We start from the raw sequence: 19,440 nt of genomic DNA on the forward strand, positions 1-19,440 counted from the left end.
TGGCCCGGCCTTCGACGGGGCGGATGCCCGAGCGGCCGCTCCAGGACCGGCCGGCCCCGGCCGGCCCGGCCCTCAGGCGGGCACCACCGCCCGCGCCGCCTGCACCTCGCGGTGCAGCCGGCCCAGCGCGCAGTCGGGCCGGAGGTCGTCCGGCCCGGCCTCGGGCAGCGGCCCGCCGCTGCGCAGCGCCCCGGCCAGGTCGGACAGCTCCCGGACGACGGCGCCGACCTCGGCCGGGGACGGCGCCGGAGCGCCGTGCTCGACCCGGACCCGGGTGGCGGTCGTGGTGTCCACGATCCGCTCGACCGCGATCACCAGCGGCCACCAGGCCTCGGCCCGGGCCCCGACCGGCGGCGGTTCGGTGAGCGCCCGCTGGAACTCGCTGCGCACGGCGGACAGGTCCCGGTAGAGCCGCCGCCGGTACCGGGCGCGGGCCGGCTGGTCGGCCCCGGGCCCGGTGGTGAAGGCCAGCGAGACGTACGCGGCGGAGTCCGCGACGGCGTCGGCCAGCCGCTCCCCGATCCGGGTGTGCCAGGACTCCGGCCACAGCAGGTAGCCGGTCAGCAGCGCGATGCCGCAGCCGATCAGCGAGTCGTACAGCCGGGGCAGCACCAGGTGGAAGCCCCGGTGGTTGAGCAGGTCGGAGAGCAGCAGGATCACCGGGGTGATCGCCGCGGTCTGGAACGCGTACCCCTTCGCCGACAGCACCGGGATCAGGGCCGCCAGCGCCGCCATCACCGGCACGTCCCACCAGCCGTGCGGCACCTCGGCCAGCACCGGGATGGCGATCAGCAGCCCGGCGGCGGTGCCGAGCGCGCGCAGCACCGCCCGGGAGAACACCGAGCCGAAGTCGGGCTTCAGCACGAAGGTGACGGTCAGCGACACCCAGTACGAGCGGGGCACCGCGATCACCGACACCAGGATCTGGGCGAGGCCGATGCACAGGGCCAGCCGCAGCCCGTACCGCCAGGACGCGCCGGACAGCAGCAGCGCGTGGGCGGCCCGGCGGGTGCGGACCCGCAGCGCGGCGGGCCGGCCGAGCGGGTCGTCGTCGGCGTACGGGTCGGGTGCGGGCTCGTGCGCGACGGCCCGGGCGTGGCCGATCGCGGCGACCAGGGCGCGGGTGGACGGCCCGGCCGGATCGGGCAGTCCTGGCGGCGGGGTCGATCCGGAGCGGCCCCGCTCGACGGCCGCGGCCAGCTCGCGCACCGCCGCCGGGTAGGCGGGCGGCAGCGGACCGCACTCGCGCGGGCGCAGCTGCGCCGCCGAGGCGGCCTCCACCACCGGGATGGCGGCGTTGAGCTGGGCGAGCAGCCGGACCAGGGTGGGGGAGCGGCCGTGCCGGCGGGCCCGGCGGGCGAGCAGCAGGTCGTAGGACTGGTTCAGCGACTGGGTGAGCGCCTGCCGCGAGTCGTCGGCTCCGGGGGTGCCGGCGGCCTCCAGGAAGGCGGCGACCGACCGGTAGGTGCCGGCCACGGCGGAGCGCTCCGGCGCGCCGCCGCGCAGCGGCCAGGCGAGCAGGGTGAGGCCGAGCACCAACAGGCCGCCGAGCAGCAGCAGTCCGGGCGGCGCCCACCAGGGGGAGGGCAGCGGCAGTCCGGCGCCGACCACCGCGTTGAGCAGCAGGAGCAGTCCGGACACCGAGGCGACCGCGCCGATCGAGGAGATCATGCCGGAGACCAGGGCGACGGCGGTCAGCACGGCGACGGCCGTCCAGCCCGCACCGTACACCAGGGTGCCGAGCAGGACCCCGAGGGCGCCGAACAGCTGCGGCACGGCGATGTTGAACACCCGCATCCGGTAGGCGTCCGCGGTGTCCCCGATGACCCCGGACAGCGCGCCCATCGACACCAGCGCGCCGTACCCGGGCCGGCCGGTGGCCGTGCCGACCGCGAGCGGCGCGGCCAGCGCCACCGAGGCCCGGGCGGCGGCGGCCCAGGGGACCGGCGCGGCCTTGGGGCGCAGGCTCGCGGTCAGCCAGCCGGGCGGGGTGAGCCGGGTGGCGGCGGGGCGGTGTGCCATAGGCCCAACGTACGGCGCGAAGGACGGGGCGCAACGCTGGGGAACTCGTTTTGGTTCACGTCCGGGTATGTCAATTCCCGAAACATATCCCGACTTATGTCACTCTCCGAAACATAAAGCGAACCCCGAGGGGCCATCTGAACTGCAGGGATTTCCCTATTGGTAACCAGCCGTCGAGGGTTGACACCATTAGTTGGTCTAGTCCAACGTATGAGGGGCGTGGTTCGGCCAGGGCTGAGGCAGGGTGAGGGGCCTTGCCGGACCGTCGAGTTGGCCCCTTGACGTGGCGAAACCTTGCGCGGCCGGAGCCCTGGGCGAGGTGGAGCGCATGCGGACGGCATGCGGTCCGCGGGCTGAATTCCACGCACGGCCGGTGACGGGCCGTCGGCTCGCCGTGCCCGCACTGTGCGTCCAGGAAGCGCTGCGTCGACTACGAACCATGGAGTGACTGCCCATGCCGAGCCCTGACGGATATCTGCACCGAGCCGCCTCGGCGCGCCCCTACTTCAGCGAGGACGGGGAGAGCTACCTCGCGCGCACGGCGCTGCGCGAAGTCCGCAAGGAGCGTCCGCTGCGGGTGCTCTCCGAGGAGGACTTCGCGTTCTGGCAGACCTACGGCTACATCGTGGTCAAGGAGGCCATCCCGGCCGAGGCCGCACGGCGCCTGCTCGACTTCGCCTGGGACTTCCAGGGCCTCTCGCCCGACCGCCCCGAGGACTGGTACCGCGAACGCGACCACCGCGACGAACTCGACCGGGAACTGCACATCTACGGCTTCGTCGAGGCCTACCACCACCAGCTGATCTGGGACAGCAGACAGGCCCGGCGGGTCTACGACGCCTTCGTCGACGTCTGGGACTGCGAGGAGCTCTGGGTCACCCTCGACCGGCTCAACCTCAACCCGCCGAACATCCGCAACCGCGACCGCGCGCTGATCGAGCCCACCGACCGGGGCTTCGACATCGAACTGCACTGGGACGTCGACACCACCCAGGGCATGCTGCCCCAGCGCGTCCAGGGCATCATCGCGCTCGACGACACCCGGCCCGACCACGGCGGCTTCCAGTGCAACCCGGAGCTGTTCCGCCGCTTCAACGAGTGGCAGGCCGCCCAGGCCGCCGACCGCGACCCGATCCGCCCGGACGTCGACCGCACCGAGTTCCCGGTGGTGCGGCCCGAGTTGAAGGCCGGCGACCTGCTGATCTGGAACGGCCTGCTCGCCCACGGCGTCGCCCGCAACACCTCCGAGAACGGCGTCCGCGCCGTGCAGTACCTGTCGATGATGCCCGCGCTGGAGGAGGCCGCGCAGCTGCGCCGCTCCCGGGTGGAGTCCTGGCGCACCCTCGCCACCCCGGACTGGAACCGCACCCTGGTCGGCGACGCGACCCGCCACGAGTCGCTGCGCTACGGGCCCGCCGAACTCACCGAACTCGGCGAGCGGTTGCTCGGACTGCGCTCCTGGCACGGCCCGGAGTCCACGGACGACCGGCCCGCCCCGCAGCCCGCCGAGTCCACGGGGGAGCCGGCATGCGCGCCGTCTGCCTGACCCTGCCCACCAACCGCGAGTGCGCGGCCACCATCGCGGCGATCGGCGCCGAAGCCGCCTACGCCGCACGGCGGTTCGGCGTCCGGGTGCACCTGCTGATCCTGGACTCCGCCGATCCGGCCACCTACCGGCGGCACGCCGAGGCCGTCGCCGCGCTGCCCGCCGCCGGGTCCGGCGCTGCGTCCGCCGTCGGCTCTGGTGCCGCTTTCGAGGCTGGGGAGGTGGTCGTCCACCACCTCGACGAGGCCGCCCAACGCGCCTTCCTGCGCGACGTGATCGAGCGCTCCGGCGCCGCCGGCCCCGACGGGCCGCTCGGCGACAATCTGCTCGACCTGATGCTCCCCGACGCCGTCTCCTACGGCGCCTGCACCAACCGGGCGTTCCTGCTCGCCGGCGCGCTCGGCTGCTCCTCCGTGCACCGCCGCGACTCCGACAGCGCGTACCAACTGCTCGACGGAGAACCGGTGTTCCCGATCGAGCGCGAGCTCGCCACGCTCGGCCTCAAGGCGGCCGACGCGGCCGCCGCCGTCACCGAAGTCACCCTCGACCCGGTGCACGCCGACAAGCCCGTCGCCCTGGTCGGCGGCTCCTTCATCGGTGAACTCTCCGTCGACATCGGCGAGATCCGCGAACTCGACCCGGACGCCTACCACCAGGTCGTCGCGCTCTGGGCGCCCACCGGCGCGAGCGAGCAGGAACGCCGCGAACTCGTCGCCGACTCCTTCACCGGCGGCGGCACCGACCCGTTCCGCCACGACCGCGCCGTGCTCGACCTGCCCGACATCTGGCGGATCGACATGTGCAACGTCGCCCTCGACCACGAGGTCTACGACCGCGTCCCGCTGCCGCCCGCCACCGCCACCATCGGCAGCGACTACTTCCTGCTGCACCTCGTCCGCGACGCCACCCTGCCCGGCGTCGTCCACAACCGGCACATCGTCAACTACTACACCCCGGAACGGCGCACCGGCGCGGGCTTCACCGCCTACCAGCTGCGCTACGCCAAGTTCCTGCTCTCCATGCTCTACCTCTACCCGGTCTACTCCGAGATGGAGGCGGCCCGCGGGGCCCTCCTCGACGAGGCGCACCACATCCGCGCCGACGTCATCGCCGACTCCGCCCGCCGCAGCGCCGCGACGGACCGCGCGGAGAACCACCGACGGCTCGACGCGCTGGACCACTGCTACCGGCGACTCGGCGGGAAGTACGCCGAGTTCGCCGACCACCTGGCGCCCCAGCGGGCGCGTCTGCTCGACGAAGCGCAGGCGGACATCGAGGACTTCGCGCTGCTGATCGACGCGTGGGGTCCGCTCATGCGGGCGAGCAAGGCCACGCCCGCCGACCGGCTGCTGCGGTAGCCGCACCGGGAGCCATTCGTGATACGTCAGACCATCGCCCACCGCGCCCCGGCGCACCACACCACCGCCCACACCGGCGTCGCGCCCGACCCGGCCGCGCACGACCGGACGGCGCTCCGCGCCGCCCTCGCCGCCGCCACCGACGACCGGATCATCTACGACCTCGACGGCATCGAGCGCCAGTACACCGACCTGATCGGCGAGCTTCCCGACGTCACCGTCCGGTTCGCCATGAAGGCCTGCCCGGTGGACGAGGTGCTCGGCCGCCTCGCCGCCCTCGGCTCCGGCTTCGACGCGGCCAGCCCCCAGGAGATCGCCCAGGCCCTGCGCACCGGGGTGAGCCCCGACCGCATCCACTACGGCAACACCATCAAGTCCGACCGCAACATCGCCGAGGCCTACCGGCTGGGCGTGCGCGACTTCGCCACCGACAGCCTGGAGGACGTCGCCGCCATCGCCGAACACGCCCCCGGCTCCCGGGTGTTCTGCCGGGTCGCCACCTCGGGCGACGGCGCCCTGTGGGGCCTGAGCCGCAAGTTCGGCTGCTCGCCCGAGGACGCCCTGCGCGTCCTGGACGCCGCCCGCTCGGCCGGCCTCACCCCGTCCGGACTCTCCGTGCACGTCGGCTCCCAGCAGATGACCGCCGAAGCCTGGGGCGCCGCCGTGGACTCGCTCGCCGCCGTCCTGGAGGCGCTCAACTGGCGCGGCATCACCCCGCAGCGGATCAACCTCGGCGGCGGCCTGCCCGCCCTCGGCGTCCTGGACCGGCACGGCCGCCCCCTCGACCCGCCGCTGGACAAGATGTTCGCGGTCATCCGCGAGGGCATGGACCGGCTGCGCACCGTCAACGCCGCGCCGCTGGAGTTCCTGCTGGAGCCCGGCCGGCACCTCGTCGCCGACCACGGCGCCATCCGCGCCCACGTCGCCCGGCTCTCCTCCCGGCACCAGCTCGACGGCACCCGCGAGGACTGGCTCTTCCTGAGCTGCGGCAAGTTCAACGGCCTGTACGAGATGGACGAGCTCCAGTACCGGCTCGAATTCCCCACCCACCCCGGCGGCCAGTTCGTCAACGCCGTCGTCGCCGGCCCGACCTGCGACAGCGACGACGCGTACGCCCAGGAGGACGGCCTGGTCCGCGTCCCGCGTGCGATCGCCTCCGGCGAACCGGTCTGGATCCACTCCTGCGGCGCCTACGCCACCGCCTACACCACCCAGGGGTTCAACGGCTTCGAGCCGCTGCCCTACACCTGCATCGGCGGAGCCGGCGGCCCGGACGGAGACAGCGGCAGATGACCGACCTGCGCATCCGGCTGCTCCAGGAGGAGGACTGGGACGGCGTCGTCGCACTGGAGGAACGCGCCTACGCCGCCAGCGGCCTGTCCGAAGGCCGCGAGGCGCTGCGCTCCCGCCACCGCGCCTCGCCCGACACCTGCTTCGTCCTGGAGCACGCCGGCGGCCTCGGCGGCTACCTGCTGGCCCTGCCCTACCCGCTGTTCCAGTGCCCCGACCTCAGCCGGGCCGAGGCCGGCGGCGTCCGCGCGACCAACATGCACCTCCACGACCTGGTCGTCGCCGAGGACCTGCGCGGCCGCGGCCTGGCCCACCGGATGCTGCGCGGCCTGGAGGAGACCGCCCGGGCCCGCGGCTACCGCACCATGTCCCTGGTCGCCGTCCGCGGCTCGCAGGTGGTGTGGGCCCCGCTGGGCTACCGCGCCCGCCCCGAGATCGGACTGCCCGGGAGCTACGGCCCCGAGGCGCTCTACATGGCGATGCCGCTGAGCCCGGCCGCCGCCCCGGCCACCATCGCCGTCGCCGTCCCGGCCGCCGTCCCGGCCGTGGTCCAGGCGATGACCCCCTCCACCGACCCGTCCCTCGGGTTCCCACCCAGAGCCGAAGTGGGCTGATGCACATGTCCCCCGTTCGCGATGACTTCCGCCGGTCCCAACTGGCCATCGCCGCACTGTTCTTCCTGCTCGGATTCCAGTACGCGACCTGGGTCTCCCGGATCCCCGCGCTGAAGGCCCGGCTCGACCTCGGCGAGGCCCAGATCGGCCTGCTGCTGATGACCTGCGGGGTCGGCGCGGCGGTGTCCTTCCCGCTGGTCGCGGTGCTGATGCGGCGGTTCGGCTCCCGCCTGCTGTCCGTGCTCTCCGCGCTCGCCCTCGGCGTCGTCCTGGTCGCCCTGTCCGTGGTGCCCGACTACCCGCTCACCCTGCTGGTGCTGTTCTGCGACGGCGTCGCCGTGGGCTGCCTGAACGTCGCGATGAACGCCCAGGGCGCGGCGCTGGAGGCCCGCTACGCGCGGACCACCATGTCCCGCCTGCACGCCACCTTCAGCGCCGGCTCGCTGCTCGCCGCGCTGCTCGCCTCCGGCGTCACCGCCTTCACCGGCACGCTCGCCGTGCACTTCGGGCTCGCCGCCGCGCTGCTCGCGGTGCTGGTCGTGGTCGCCCGGCCCGGTCTGCTCACGGACGACGCGCCGGCCGCGGCGCAGGACGGGCCGGACCAGGAGCAGGCGTCGGCCGCGAAGAAGGACCGCCGCCGCTTCGTCCTCCCGGCCGCGGCGACCCTCTGGATGGGCCTGGCGATGGTGTTCGGCACCGTCACCGAGGGCGCCATGAACGACTGGTCCGCGCTCTACCTCAAGGACGTCGTGAACGCCGGTGCCGGGCTCGCCCCGCTGGGCATCGCCGTCGTCTCGGTGATGATGGTGCTCGCCCGGATCTTCGCGGACGGCTGGCGCACCCGCTTCGGCGACGGCCGGATCGTGCGGACCGGCAGCCTGCTGGCCGGCACGGGACTGGCCCTCGCCCTGCTCGTCGGCGGCGTCGTGCCGACCCTGATCGGCTTCGCCTGCGTCGGCCTCGGCGTCGCGGCGGTCACCCCGTGCGTCTACGTCGCCGCGGCCCGCCAGGGCTCGGACGCGCTCTCCCTGGTCGCCGCGATGGGCACCACCGGGCTGCTCGCCGGGCCCGCCGTGATCGGCTTCATCGCCGACGCCACCAGCCTGGTGTGGGGCATGGCCGCCGTCGCCGTCTCCGCCGCGGTCGTCTCGCTCTGCGCCACCCGGATCGGCTGGCCCGCCCCGGAGCCCCACCCCGAGTCCCACCCCGAGTCCCTCGACGGCCGACTCGCCCCGGACGCCGGCTAGCTCCCCCCGCAGACCTCGCCCGGAACGCCGCGCCTCCCCCGTCGCGGCGTTCCGGGCGAGCCGTGTTCCGGATGGTGGACCGGGTCAGCCCGGCAGGTCCGCGCCCCCGGCGGCGACGTGCCGGGCGAGGCGCTCGCGCAGGGCGGTCAGCCGGGCGATCTCGGCGTCCAGGGCGGCGAGCCGGGCGGTGACCACCGGGGCGAAGGTCTCCAGGCCGGGGGAGTCCGAGCAGCGGCGCGGCGGCTCCTCGGTGAGCAGGTCCAGGCGGTGCGGGCGGCTGGCCAGGTCGTCGACGGTCAGCCCGACGGCCAGCAGCCGGCGGATCGCCCGCACCCGGGCGACCTCGGTCGGCCCGTACTCGCGCTGGCCCGAGGCGGACCGGGCCGGCGGCGGCAGCAGCCCCCGCTGCTCGTAGAAGCGCAGTGCCCTGGGCGTGGTGCCCGCCGCTGCCGCCGCGTCCCCGATCCGCATGGCCGTTCCTCCTCGGTGCTATGCGAGGTCGACGATCGTCGCCCCGAAGGTGTCCCCGTCGAACAACCTCCGCAACGCCTGCGGCGCCTGGTCGATGCCCGCCACCCGTGTCGACGGGAAGACGATCTCGCCGGTGCGCAGCCAGCCGCCGAACCGCTGCCGCCACTCGGCCTCCAGGTCCGGGTGGTCCACGCCGGTGAAGCCGCGCAGGGTCAGGCCCAGCATGATCACCCGGAAGCTGTCCACCAGAGCCGGCGAACTGCCGCCCCGCCGCTCCGGTGCCAACTGCCCGGACAGCGCGCCGACCAGGGCGAACCGGGCCCCCGGCCGGGCCGCGTCGACGGCGGCCGTCAGCTGCTCCCCGCCGACCAGGTCCAGCAGCACGTCGACGCCCTCCGGCGCGGCCTCGGCCAGCTGCGCGGCGAACGGCCGCTCGCCGCGCACCAGTACCGCGTCGTAGCCGAGTTCGGCGGTGAGCCGCTTCGCCTTGGCGGGGGAGCCGGTGGTGCCGATCACCCGGGAGGCGCCCAGCAGCCGGGCGACCTGCCCGGCCAGCGTGCCGACCGCGCCCGCCGCGCCGGTCACCAGCACCACGTCCCCCGGGCGTACCCCGGCGCCGCGGGTCAGTCCGCCGTAGCCGGCCGTGCCGGGGGAGAGCAGCGCCACCGGGTCCGGGAACCCAGGGTCGACCGGGGTGAACCCTGCGGCGTCCGCGACCACGAGGTCCCGCCACCCCCGCAGGTGGGTGACCAGGTCGCCGGGCCGAAGGGGCCCGCCCGCCGGAGCGGCCAGCACCTCCCCGAGGGCCGGCCCGTACAGCGCGTCCCCGGGCCCGATCGCCGGCAACGGCGCCCCCGTGAGCTCGCCCCCGATCAGCGTGCGCAGGCCCGGGAAGACCAGGAAGGCCCGATTGCGGACTACCACCTCGCCCGTCCCCGGCGCCGGCAACGGCTCCTCCACCACCGCGAAGTCCCCGGGCCCGGGCAACCCGCCCGGCTCGGTGACCAACCGGACGACCCGGGCCGTCGTGGGCAGCGTCATCGCAGCACTCCTCCAGAACCGACGCGGCGGCCGATCCGCCGCGGGTGCCCGGACGCTAACCCCTGACCCGTGCGTCAGGGGCAACCCGGCCGGCCCGGGAGGGTGTCCGACGGGGTGTGGGTGTGGGGGTCTTCTAGAGTCGCCTGCGGAACGACCGTATGACCATGTGACTGTGAGCCGCACCGAGAGGGACGAGCACCATGAGTGAGCAGGCCGTCGAGCCCTACCAGCCCGTCGACGAGGACTGGCAGACCGCGCTGGCCGTCGTCGCCCACCCGGACGACATGGAGTACGGCGCCGCCGCGGCCGTCGCGCGGTGGACGTCGCAGGGCAAGAAGGTCGTCTACGTGATGGTCACCAGCGGCGAGGCCGGGATCGACTCGATGAACCCCGAGGAGTGCGGGCCGCTGCGGGAGGCGGAACAGATCGCCTCGGCGCGGGTGGTCGGCGTCGACGTGGTCGAGTTCCTCGGACATCCGGACGGGACGGTGGAGTACGGGCTGCCGCTGCGCCGCGACATCGCCCGGGCGGTGCGCCGGCACCGGCCGGACATCGTGATCACCAGCAACTTCCGGGAGACCTACGGCGGGACCGTCCCCAACCAGGCCGACCACATCGCGGTCGGGCGGGCCGCCCTGGACGCGGCTCGGGACGCCGGCAACCGGTGGGTGTTCCGGGAGCTGCTGGCCGAGGGCCACGAGCCGTGGAACGGCGTCCGGCAGGTGTGGGCGGCGGCCTCGCCGGAGTCGGGTCACGCGGTGGACACCACCGAGCACTTCGACCTGGGCGTGGCCTCGCTGGAGGAGCACAAGGCGTACCTGGCCGGGTTGGGCGGGGCGATGGCGGACGCACGCGAGTTCCTGGAGGGGGCCGGGCGGGGAGCGGGCGGCCGGCTCGGGGTGCGGTTCGCGGCGTCGTTCGAGGTGTTCCCGCTGCGCTGAGCCGCGCGGCCACCCGGCCACCCGGATGGGCCGGCTGCCCGGCCTGGTTACCTGGTTACTCGGTGTCGGTGCCGGCGTACACGGAGGCGAGCACCAAGGCGGTCTGCCCGGGCACCGGGATGCCGCAGTTGTCGAGCAGCACGAGCAGCGCCACCGCGGGGTACCCGTAGTGGTCCAGCAGTGGCGCGAGCCCGGCGAGCCCGGCGAGCGTTCCGGGCAGCGGGGCCGTGGGGGCGGACACCGCTGCTCACCACCTCGCCCGGGTGGGGGGCGGGGCGGCGGGGGAGTCGGTCAGCGGTCCGCCGGGCGGTGCTCGATGGCGCAGTCGGGGCCGGGGTAGACCAGGCCCTCGTGGCCGTCCTCGAAACGGACCATGTACGGCGGTTCGCCGTCGGTGCCGCGCACCTCGACGATCTCGCCCTTCTGGTCCGTCATGCCCACCGACCTGCTGTGGATGTGGAGCTGGTCACCTACCGCTGCGTGCATGGTCTGCTCCTCGGGTCGTGGCGGCCGCCTCTGCGGCCGTTCCGCCTTCCACTGTGCTGCGGCGGAGGCGGGCTCGCAACGGCGCGGGCGGGCGGGACGCGGGAGCGGGGCGGGACCCGAGGGACGTGCGGGGACCGGTCTCAGCGGGCGGGCGGCTGCTCCGCGAGGTAGCCGCGGACCAGCCGCTTGCACTCGGCGATCAGCGCCGGATCGCCCTGCGGATCGCCGCGGAAGGCCAGCTTGAGCACCGCGTCGGCGGCCTCCAGGGCGACCCGCAGGGCGAGGGTGAGCGCCGCCGGGTCGCCGGTGGCGAACACCTCGCCGCCGAGCGCCTGGAGGCGCAGCGCGACGGCGGTGTTGTTGTCCACGCCCGGGTCGAGCAGGTGCCGGTCGTCCCGCAGCCCGGCGGGGGCGGTCGCGTCGGCGAGGCCGAAGTCGAGCTGGCCGAAGCCGGGCACCGCGCGTTTCATCGCGACGAACTCCTCCACCGCGAGGTCGGTGAACCCGGCCGGGCCGAGGGGCGCGGCGGTCGCCAGCCGGTGGTCGAGCCGCTGGAGGTAGCGGTCGAGGTTGCGGCCGGCGAGGGCGGCCAGCAGGTCCTCCTTGCCGGCGAAGAACTGGTACAGGGTGCCGATCGGCACCTGGGCGCGCTGGGCGACCTCCTTGGTGGTGAGCGCGGTGGCGCCGACCTCGTCGAGCAGCCCGGCGCAGGCGTCGAGGATCCGGCCGTACCGCTCCTGGCTGCGCTGCTGGACCGGACGGCGCCTGGTCACGGGGCCCCGCCCGGCGCTCTCGTGACTCCTGGTGTCGCCGCTCATGACGTCACTGTGCCGCATCCGCTGTGCCAGCGGCGAATCACCGGGGCGCAATGGGTCCGGAGTTTCGGGTGGGGAACGGGTCGATTGGTGGCTGGAGCTGAACGTCACGGTGGCGGGAAGGTGTCCAGGAGTCGGCGGTGGTCTTGTGGTGGACACGATCAACGGTTCATACTCCTCAGCGGACTACCTTGCGTGATCAACTCGTGCCCTTTCGTGGTGAACGTGTGTCAGCTGTGGCGACGACGGACGAACCCGGCGCCACCCGAGGTCTGGATGATCCCGTGCGTTTCATAGAACCCGAACCTGTTCAGGTCCGATCCGCCGTGCCCGACTGTGCGACCCGTCATCCGGAAGGAGGGGGCCGGTTCGGTGACGCAGACTTCCGGAGGGCGTAAGGCCCTAGACACCGAGCAACACCGCCAGTTCCTGGAGTCCGGATACCTGGTCCTGCCCGGCCTGGTGCCGGAACCGCTCGGGGCCAGGCTCGCCCCCGAGGTGGACCGCTGGGTGGACGAGGGCCTACGGGCCCGCTCGATCGCCGCCTGCACCGACCCCGCCCGGCACGGCCCGCCCCCGGTGCTGGAGCTGGAACTGCCGGCCCACGGCGAACTCCTCACCCACCCAACGCTGTTGCGGACGCTGTCCGGTCTGATGGGGCCGTCCTTCGTCTTCCACCACCTGCACAGCGACCGCCAGGCCCCGGGGATCCCCGGCAAGGCCTGGCACCACGACTGCGAGCCCAACGACCGCGCCGACCCGTCGCTGCTGATGGTCCACGCGCTGCACTACCTCGGCGGCCTGGACGAGAAGGTCGGCAGCCTGGCCGTCCTGCCCGGCTCGCACCGTCGTACCGTCGGGAAGACGGCGTACGCCCACCACGGCACCGCCGAACTGCCCGGCGAGGTGGTCATCGACCGGCTGCCGCCCGGCTCCACGGTGCTGCTCAACTCGGCGCTGTTCCACACCCGCAGACCGGCGCCGGACGGCCCGGGCAGGCCCCGGTACTTCATCGACGCGTCCTACTGCCAGGTGGGGGCGCGCTGGCGCCCGGTGAAGCCGCACTGGCGGCTGATGCTCGCCCGGGCCCGTGAACTCGGCCTGGCGGAGGGCCGGTGGCCGGAGCTGTTCGCGGAACGGCACTTCACCGAGTACGTCGGAACCGCCTGACCGGAACTGTCCGGCGAGAACTGTCTGACGAGAACCGTCCGGCGAGAACCGTCTGATCGGAACAGCCTGATCGGAACTGTCTGAGGAGCACCGCGTGGAGATCGTCACCGCCGTCGCCTACGCCGAGGTCCACCACGCCTACCTGCGGGACCACCCGGTGGAGCGCACCCACGAGGCGAACAGCAACCGGGACGGCGAGGAGAACGTCGAACGCGCCGGCCGGATCCCCGGCGGCTGGTGGCGCGTCCGGCTCTCGCGCTCGGACGTCCTCGGCGTCGTCCTGCCCTGGCACCTGAGCGAGGGCGGCGCGCGCGAACTCGTGCCCCGCTCCGGCCTGACGGTGGCCGAGGCGGCCGTGCGCATCCGCTCCGACGAGGCCGCCTGGTCGGCCGCGAACCCGGTCTGCGCCGCCAAGCTCCGGTTGCTGCGGTGGGCCCCGTTCACCCCGGTCTACCTGAGCACCGGCGCGGTCGAGCACTCCGACTACACGGACCTGCTGGTCCGGGAGGGACTGATCCACATCGACGGCCTGCACCGCATGCTGGCCTGGGAGCTGGCCGGACGCCTGCCCGACCGGCCCCGCCTGGACGCGTTCCTCGCGGGTGACCCCCTGGTCGTGGACCCGCACGCGACCGGGTCGGTCCGCGCCGGGCGGGCGGCCCGGACGGGAGGCGAGCCGGAGTGACCTTCGCGACGCAGCACGTCCGGTCCACGCCGTCCGCATCGTCCACGCCGCCCACGCCGTCCAGTCAGGCCGCGTCGCCCGCCCGGTCGCTGTCCGGGTTCCTGTTACGGCTCGCCCGGGAGCACCCGGACCGGACCGCCCTGACCGACGGCGACCGCACCCTCGACTACCGCACCCTCGACGCCGCGGCGGGCCGGATCGCGGCCCGGCTGGCCGCGTCCGGCACCGGCCCGGGCGACCGGATCGCCCTGCTCGGGCCCCGGGACGCCCGCATGCTGGTGCTGCTGCACGGCGTGCTGCGCTCGGGCGCGGCGGCGGTGATGGCCGACCCGGACTGGTCGGCGGCCGACCTCGCCCGGCGGCTGGCGGCCGTCCGGATCGGCCGGGTGCTCAGCACCGAGGCGGCCTTCCCCGGGCCGGAGGGCCATCCGGCCGAGGTGGTGGACGTCGACCGGCTGGCCGGGCCCGAGGGCCTGCCCGACGCACCGGGCAGCGCGCCAGGTACGACCGGTGGCCTCATGCCCGGCAGGGCCGGTGACCTCATGCTCTGCGGGGCCGAGGAGCTGATGCTCGGTGCGGCCGAGGACCCCGCGTACCTGTCCTTCACCTCGGGGTCGAGCGGTGAGCCCAAGGCGGTGGCCGTCACCCACGCCAACGCGGTGCACTACGCGCGGGCGCTGGCCGACCGGCTGGGTTTCACCGAGACCGACGCCCCGTGCGTCGCGCACGTCACCACGCTGGCCGCCGACCTCGGCCACACCGCCTGGCTGCTGGCCCTCGCGGTCGGCGGTTCGGTGCACGTGGTGCCGGACGGCGAGGTGCGCGACCCGGAGGCGTTCTGGGCATCGCTGCGGCGCGCCGGGGTGTCCGTGCTGAAGACCACCCCCTCGCACCTGACCGTCCTGCTGGAGGGCCGGCCCGGCGACGCCCCGCCCCTGCACACCGTGCTGCTCGGCGGTGAGGCGCTGCCGCGCCCGCTCGCGGCCGCCCTGCTCGACACCGGCGTCACCGCCCGGCTGGTCAACCACTACGGCCCGACCGAGACGACCGTCGGCGCCACCTGCTTCCTCGCCGCCACCGCCCGCCAGCTGCCGGCCGAGGAGCCGACCGTCCCGATCGGCACCGGGATCGGCGAGGTGCGGCTCACCCTGCTGGACGGCGACGGGCGGCCGGTGTCCGACGGTGCGGTGGGAGAGCTGCTGATCGGCGGGCGGGGCGTCAGCGCCGGCTACTTCGGCCGGCCCGCCGAGACGGCGCGCGGCTTCGTCCGCCACGACGGTGAACGCATGTACCGCACCGGAGACTTGTGCCGCCGCCGGGCGGACGGGAGCCTGGTCTTCCTCGGCCGGGTGGACCGCCAGGTCAAGATCCGGGGCTACCGGGTCGACCTCGCCGAGATCGAGCGGGCGATGGACGACTTCCCGGGCGTCGCCCGGTCCGCGGTGCTGGTCCGGGAGACCGCCGTGGGGAACCAACTCCTGGCCGCCGTACGGTTGTCGGCCGACGGCGCCGGGCTGGCCGGGATCGGCTCCTACCTGCGCGACCGGCTGCCCGGCTACTCCGTGCCGCAGCCGATCCTGACCCTGCCGGAGTTTCCGGTCGGGCCGAACGGCAAGCTCGACCGGGAGCGGCTGGCCGAGCTGGTCGCCGAACTGGTCGAGGCCCGGGCGGAGTCGGGGCCGCCCTCGGACGGGGACGCGCTGGCCCGGTCGATCGCCGGGTTCTGGGCGGCCGCACTGGGCCTGCCCGGGGTCGGGCCGCACACCGACGTGCTGGACCTCGGCGGGGACTCCATCCTCGCCATGCGCACCGTCGCCTTCCTGCGCCGGTCGGGCCTGCGCGTCCACTACGACGACTTCTACCGGCACCCGACCGCGCACGGCCTGGCCGCGGCCGCCGCAGCCGTTCCGGTTCCGGCCGCCGCTCCGGCCGGGCGGGCCGGAAGCGGCGACCGGGGGAGTCGACTCGCCCCTGCCCAGCGGTGGTTGTACCGCCAGAAGTCCGTCGACGACCTGCGGCACTGGAACCAGTCCGTCCTGCTGCGCTGCCGGACGGCCGTCGACCCGGCCGCGCTCTCGGCCGCCCTCGTGGCCGTCCTGGACCGCCACCCGGCGCTGCGGCGGCCCGTCTCGCCGGAGGGCTACGGCGCACCCCGGCCGGTGGCCGACCTCGACCCGCTGTCCTTCTCCCGGATCCCGCGCGGGACGGCCCCGATCGCCGAGACCGTCGCCGGGGTCTGCACCGAACTCCACCGCAGCCTCGACCCGTTGGCCGGCCGGCTGCTGCGCGCCCACCTGTTCACCGGCCCGCCCGGCACCGACGACCGGCTCGCCCTGATCGCGCACCACCTGGTGGTCGACGGGCTGTCCTGGCGCATCCTGCTGGACGACCTCGCCCACGCCTACCGGGCGGTGCTCGACCAGAAGCCGGCCGACCTGCCGCCGACCCCGGACTTCTACCAGTGGGCCGCCGCCGCGCCGCCGCCCCCGGCGCCGGAATCCGCTTCTCCGGCGTCCGCGCCGGAATCCGTGGTCCGCGCGCAGCCGGCGGCCGTCGGCTGGACGCTCGACGAGGACGGCACCGCCCGGCTGGTCGGCCGCCACGGCGGCGGGACGGGCCTGGAGGCCTTCCTGCTGGCCGCCTTCGCCGACGCCGTGACCGGCTGGAGCGGCCACCCGCGGCTGCCCGTCGAGGTGGAGACCCACGGCCGGGACACCGCCGGTGATCCGGGCGAATTCCTGGACACCGTCGGCTGGTTCACCGCCGTCAAGCGGCTGGTGGTCGAGGCGTCGGCCGGCCCCGAGGGGGCCGCGCAGCGCCTGCGCGAGGCCCCCGTCCAGGCGATGGACGCACCCGGCACCCGCCCCGCCGCCGGGTTCAACTTCCTCGGCACCTTCCGGCTGCCCGAGGAGCCCGCACTGGACTGGACCGTCGCGGACGAGCAGGCCGGAGTGGCCCGTTGCACCGGCGGAGACCCGCTGTACGACCTGCGGCTCACCGCCCGCATCGTGGAGAACCGGCTGGTCGCCGACCTGGTGTACGGGTGGCCCGGCCTGCCGCACCCCGCCGCCGAGCGGATCGTCGCCGCGTTCGCCGGGACGGTGGCCACCGAGGCCGGTGTCGGTGCCGGTGCCGAGGCTGGTGTCGGTGCCGGTACCGCCACCCGGCCCGTCCGGGCGCCGCTGTCGACCTCCGGCCAGCTGCTCCACCCCGGCACCCGGGCACCCGCCGTACCGGCGGCCCGCACCACGGTGCGCGAACCCGCCCGGGTGCTGCTCACCGGCGCCACCGGCTACCTGGGGCGGCACCTGCTCGACGCCTTCGTCCAGCGGGGCGCCCACGTCACCTGCCTGGTCCGGGCCGAGCACGACGCCGGCGCCGTCCGGCGGTTGGGCGCGGGCGTCGGCGCGGGCGCGGGCGCAGACGACGGCCGGATCCAGGTCGTCGCCGGGGACATCGACCGGGAGGGGCTGGGCCTGTCCCCGGCCGGACTGGCGCGGGCCCGGGGCGCGCAGCTCGTCGTGCACGCCGCCGCGGACGTCCGGCTGGTGGCCTCGCCCGACGACCTGGAGCGGACCAACCACACCGCGGTGCGGCGGCTGCTCGGCTGGATCGACGAGCACGCCCCGGCGGCCCGCGTCCACCACGTCTCCACGCTCGCCGTCGCGGGCGGCGTGGACGGCCCGCCCCGCCGCTTCAGCGAGGCCGACCTGCGGATCGGCCAGCACTTCCGCACCCCGTACGAGCGGACCAAGTTCGCCGCCGAGCAGACCGTCCGCGCCTGGGCGGCCACCGGGCGGGCCGCCTACCTGTACCGCAGCGGCCACATCGCGGCGCACAGCCGGACCGGAGCCTTCCAGGCCAACATCGGCGACAACCGGATCTACCAGCTGATCCGCGGCTACCTGCTGGCCGGCGCCGCCCCGCGCCGGCCGCGCACCACCTACGCGTTCTCCTACGTCGACACCGTGGCCGCCGGGATCGCCGCGATCGCGCTGGACCCGTACGCCGCGCCCGGCGCCTACCACGTCGAGAGCCCGCACGAGACGCCGCACGACGAACTCGTCCGCTGGCTCGCCGGCCATGGCCACCCCGTCCGGCTCACCGACGACGAGGCCTTCGCGGCGGCGATCGCCCGGGCCGAACGCGACCACCCGACGGCGGCGGGGCTGGCCGCCGCGTGGTCCCTCCAGGAGGAGCGCAACGTCCTCGTGGACCGCGCGTACACCACCTCCGTGCTGGACCGGCTGGGCGTCCGGTTCGCCGAGCCCACCCCGCAGTGGTGGTCGGCCGCGCTCACCCGGGCCGCCGAGGCCGGCTACCTGCCGCCCGTCGCGCCGCCGCACTGACCCCCGTCCGCCGCACTGACCCCCGTCCGCCGTACCGATCCGTCCGCCGCGCCGGCGCCCCGTGAGCTGCGCCCCGTGAGCCGCGCCCCCACCGACCCGTACCCCCAGACCCATGGAAGGCGGACCTCGTGTCCCAGCTGTCCCCGGTGCTCAAGCAGGCCACCCCCGTCGTCGCCACCCGCGGCGAAGGGCTCCACCTCTTCGACGCCGACGGCCGCCGCTACCTCGACTTCACCTCCGGCGTGGGGGTGACCAGCACCGGCCACTGCCACCCGCGCGTGGTCGAGGCGGTGCGCGAGCAGGCCGGCCGGCTGATCCACGGCCAGTACACCACCGTGCTGCACGACCCCCTGCTCACCCTCACCGAGCGGCTCGGCGAGGTGCTGCCGCCCGGCCTGGACTCGCTGTTCTACGCCACCGCCGGCACCGAGGCGGTGGAGGCGGCGTTGCGGCTCGCCCGGCACGCCACCGGCCGGCAGAACGTGATCGTCTTCGAGGGCTCCTTCCACGGCCGCACCATGGGCGCGGCCGCGCTCACCACGGCCGGCAGCCGCTTCCGCGCGGGCATCGGCCCGGTGATGCCCGGTGTCGCGGTGGCGCCGTTCCCCGACGCCTTCCGGCTCGGCCTGAGCCTCGGGCTGAGCGAGGCGCAGGCCGTCGAGCACGCCCTGCGCGGGCTCGACCAGGTGCTCGCGACCGTCAGCGCCCCCGCCGAGACCGCCGCGATGTTCGTCGAACCGGTGCTCGGCGAGGGCGGCTACGTGCCCGCGCCCGCCGGGTTCCTCGCCGGGCTGCGCGAGCGCGCGGACCGGCACGGCATCCTGCTGGTCGTCGACGAGATCCAGACGGGCTTCGGCCGCACCGGCCGGTTCTGGGCCCACCTGCACCACGACGGCGTGGTGCCCGACGTCCTGATCACCGCCAAGGGCCTGGCCAGCGGCTTCCCGCTGTCCGCGATCGCCGCGCCGACCGACCTGATGCGGCGGGCCTGGCCCGGCTCGCAGGGCGGCACCTACGGCGGCAACCCGGTCGCCTGCGCCGCCGCGCTGGCCACGCTGGACGTCATCCGGGACGAGCAACTGGTCGACAACGCCGCCGAGCAGGGGTCGCGGCTGCTGGACGGCCTGCGGGCGGTGGCCGCCGGAGCGCCGGGCGTCGCCGACGTCCGGGGCCTCGGGCTGATGATCGGCAACGAGTTCTGCCACCCGGACGGCTCCCCGGACCCGGACACCGCCAAGCGCGCCCAGCAGGCGGCGGCCGACCTCGGCCTGCTGCTGCTGATCTGCGGCGTCCACCTGAACGTGGTCAGGATGATCCCGGCGCTGACCGTCACGGCCGGGCAGGTCGACGAGGCGCTGGCGCTCTGGTCCAAGGCGGTGGCGGCGGCCGCCGCCCAGCGGTAGAG

General features: G+C 75.0%; 16 protein-coding genes. 10 read left to right on the plus strand and 6 right to left on the minus strand.

What is annotated here, in order from left to right:
• Positions 1-72: 72 nt before the first annotated feature.
• Entirely contained in the window at positions 73-2,022 is a 1,950-nt protein-coding gene (locus ACFWPT_RS22025) for an FUSC family protein (RefSeq protein WP_380371843.1), read from the minus strand.
• 454 nt (positions 2,023-2,476) lie between these two features.
• Here ACFWPT_RS22025 and ACFWPT_RS22030 point away from each other — a divergent pair, with 454 nt between their 5' ends.
• The 5 genes from ACFWPT_RS22030 (at position 2,477) to ACFWPT_RS22050 (ending at position 8,077) form a co-directional block, all read left to right on the plus strand.
• Positions 2,477-3,568 (plus strand): phytanoyl-CoA dioxygenase family protein, encoded by a 1,092-nt coding sequence (locus ACFWPT_RS22030; RefSeq protein WP_380337358.1) that lies wholly within the window; start codon positions 2,477-2,479, stop codon positions 3,566-3,568.
• Positions 3,550-4,926, plus strand: coding sequence for a DUF6271 family protein (locus ACFWPT_RS22035; protein ID WP_380483617.1), 1,377 nt, complete (start codon positions 3,550-3,552; stop codon positions 4,924-4,926). The genes ACFWPT_RS22030 and ACFWPT_RS22035 overlap by 19 nt, the downstream gene beginning before the upstream one ends.
• A gap of 150 nt (positions 4,927-5,076) precedes the next feature.
• A complete protein-coding gene (locus ACFWPT_RS22040; protein ID WP_380371938.1) occupies positions 5,077-6,219 on the plus strand; it encodes a type III PLP-dependent enzyme in 1,143 nt (380 codons plus the stop codon).
• On the plus strand, positions 6,216-6,830 hold the full coding sequence (locus ACFWPT_RS22045) for a GNAT family N-acetyltransferase (protein WP_380483619.1): 615 nt from the start codon (positions 6,216-6,218) through the stop codon (positions 6,828-6,830). The genes ACFWPT_RS22040 and ACFWPT_RS22045 overlap by 4 nt, the downstream gene beginning before the upstream one ends.
• A 5-nt stretch (positions 6,831-6,835) precedes the next feature.
• Positions 6,836-8,077 carry an MFS transporter gene (locus tag ACFWPT_RS22050; RefSeq protein WP_380483621.1) on the plus strand — a complete coding sequence of 414 codons (1,242 nt, stop codon included), beginning with the start codon at positions 6,836-6,838 and terminating at the stop codon, positions 8,075-8,077.
• 84 nt (positions 8,078-8,161) lie between these two features.
• Here ACFWPT_RS22050 and ACFWPT_RS22055 read toward each other — a convergent pair whose 3' ends face one another.
• Together ACFWPT_RS22055 and ACFWPT_RS22060 are read right to left on the minus strand one after the other, a co-directional pair.
• A complete protein-coding gene (locus ACFWPT_RS22055; RefSeq protein WP_380371831.1) occupies positions 8,162-8,548 on the minus strand; it encodes a MerR family transcriptional regulator in 387 nt (128 codons plus the stop codon).
• Between the two features lie 18 nt (positions 8,549-8,566).
• Positions 8,567-9,589 carry an MDR family NADP-dependent oxidoreductase gene (locus ACFWPT_RS22060; RefSeq protein ID WP_380483623.1) on the minus strand — a complete coding sequence of 341 codons (1,023 nt, stop codon included), beginning with the start codon at positions 9,587-9,589 and terminating at the stop codon, positions 8,567-8,569.
• A gap of 200 nt (positions 9,590-9,789) precedes the next feature.
• Between ACFWPT_RS22060 and ACFWPT_RS22065 the strand changes: the two genes are divergently transcribed.
• Entirely contained in the window at positions 9,790-10,530 is a 741-nt protein-coding gene (locus ACFWPT_RS22065) for a PIG-L deacetylase family protein (protein ID WP_063350402.1), read from the plus strand.
• 55 nt (positions 10,531-10,585) lie between these two features.
• Here the strand turns inward: ACFWPT_RS22065 and ACFWPT_RS22070 are convergent, their stop codons facing one another.
• The 3 genes from ACFWPT_RS22070 to ACFWPT_RS22080 form a co-directional block, all read right to left on the minus strand.
• Entirely contained in the window at positions 10,586-10,771 is a 186-nt protein-coding gene (locus ACFWPT_RS22070) for a hypothetical protein (RefSeq protein WP_380483625.1), read from the minus strand.
• Positions 10,772-10,821: 50 nt separating this feature from the next.
• The gene (locus tag ACFWPT_RS22075) at positions 10,822-11,016 is read right to left on the minus strand and encodes a DUF1918 domain-containing protein (RefSeq protein WP_363377130.1); all 195 of its coding nucleotides are present in this window, start codon (positions 11,014-11,016) and stop codon (positions 10,822-10,824) included.
• A gap of 140 nt (positions 11,017-11,156) precedes the next feature.
• A complete protein-coding gene (locus tag ACFWPT_RS22080; protein ID WP_380371818.1) occupies positions 11,157-11,834 on the minus strand; it encodes a TetR/AcrR family transcriptional regulator in 678 nt (225 codons plus the stop codon).
• A 369-nt stretch (positions 11,835-12,203) separates the two neighbouring features.
• On the opposite strand from ACFWPT_RS22080, the gene ACFWPT_RS22085 reads away from it, so the two are divergent.
• From ACFWPT_RS22085 to ACFWPT_RS22100, 4 genes are all read left to right on the plus strand, one after another.
• Positions 12,204-13,001, plus strand: a complete 798-nt coding sequence (locus ACFWPT_RS22085; RefSeq protein ID WP_380483628.1) for a phytanoyl-CoA dioxygenase family protein — start codon at positions 12,204-12,206, stop codon at positions 12,999-13,001.
• 94 nt (positions 13,002-13,095) lie between these two features.
• Positions 13,096-13,686, plus strand: a complete 591-nt coding sequence (locus tag ACFWPT_RS22090) for a DUF6309 family protein (protein WP_380483630.1) — start codon at positions 13,096-13,098, stop codon at positions 13,684-13,686.
• Positions 13,683-18,035, plus strand: a complete 4,353-nt coding sequence (locus ACFWPT_RS22095; RefSeq protein ID WP_380483632.1) for an amino acid adenylation domain-containing protein — start codon at positions 13,683-13,685, stop codon at positions 18,033-18,035. Before ACFWPT_RS22090 ends, ACFWPT_RS22095 begins: the two co-directional genes overlap by 4 nt.
• Before the next feature lie 128 nt (positions 18,036-18,163).
• Positions 18,164-19,438 carry an aspartate aminotransferase family protein gene (locus ACFWPT_RS22100; RefSeq protein WP_380371810.1) on the plus strand — a complete coding sequence of 425 codons (1,275 nt, stop codon included), beginning with the start codon at positions 18,164-18,166 and terminating at the stop codon, positions 19,436-19,438.
• Positions 19,439-19,440: the final 2 nt, after the last annotated feature.

Source organism: Kitasatospora sp. NPDC058478 (genome assembly GCF_042720345.1).
Classification (GTDB): Bacteria; Actinomycetota; Actinomycetes; order Streptomycetales; family Streptomycetaceae; genus Kitasatospora.

What these genes read in the sequence shown, in the direction of transcription:
- ACFWPT_RS22055 (WP_380371831.1), bottom strand. Translation starts at nt 8,548, where the DNA reads ATGCGGATCGGGGACGCGGCGGCAGCGGCGGGCACCACGCCCAGGGCA.
- ACFWPT_RS22060 (WP_380483623.1), bottom strand. Translation starts at nt 9,589, where the DNA reads ATGACGCTGCCCACGACGGCCCGGGTCGTCCGGTTGGTCACCGAGCCG.
- ACFWPT_RS22030 (WP_380337358.1), top strand. Translation starts at nt 2,477, where the DNA reads ATGCCGAGCCCTGACGGATATCTGCACCGAGCCGCCTCGGCGCGCCCC.
- ACFWPT_RS22050 (WP_380483621.1), top strand. Translation starts at nt 6,836, where the DNA reads ATGTCCCCCGTTCGCGATGACTTCCGCCGGTCCCAACTGGCCATCGCC.
- ACFWPT_RS22045 (WP_380483619.1), top strand. Translation starts at nt 6,216, where the DNA reads ATGACCGACCTGCGCATCCGGCTGCTCCAGGAGGAGGACTGGGACGGC.
- ACFWPT_RS22025 (WP_380371843.1), bottom strand. Translation starts at nt 2,022, where the DNA reads ATGGCACACCGCCCCGCCGCCACCCGGCTCACCCCGCCCGGCTGGCTG.
- ACFWPT_RS22075 (WP_363377130.1), bottom strand. Translation starts at nt 11,016, where the DNA reads ATGCACGCAGCGGTAGGTGACCAGCTCCACATCCACAGCAGGTCGGTG.
- ACFWPT_RS22035 (WP_380483617.1), top strand. Translation starts at nt 3,550, where the DNA reads ATGCGCGCCGTCTGCCTGACCCTGCCCACCAACCGCGAGTGCGCGGCC.
- ACFWPT_RS22065 (WP_063350402.1), top strand. Translation starts at nt 9,790, where the DNA reads ATGAGTGAGCAGGCCGTCGAGCCCTACCAGCCCGTCGACGAGGACTGG.
- ACFWPT_RS22080 (WP_380371818.1), bottom strand. Translation starts at nt 11,834, where the DNA reads ATGAGCGGCGACACCAGGAGTCACGAGAGCGCCGGGCGGGGCCCCGTG.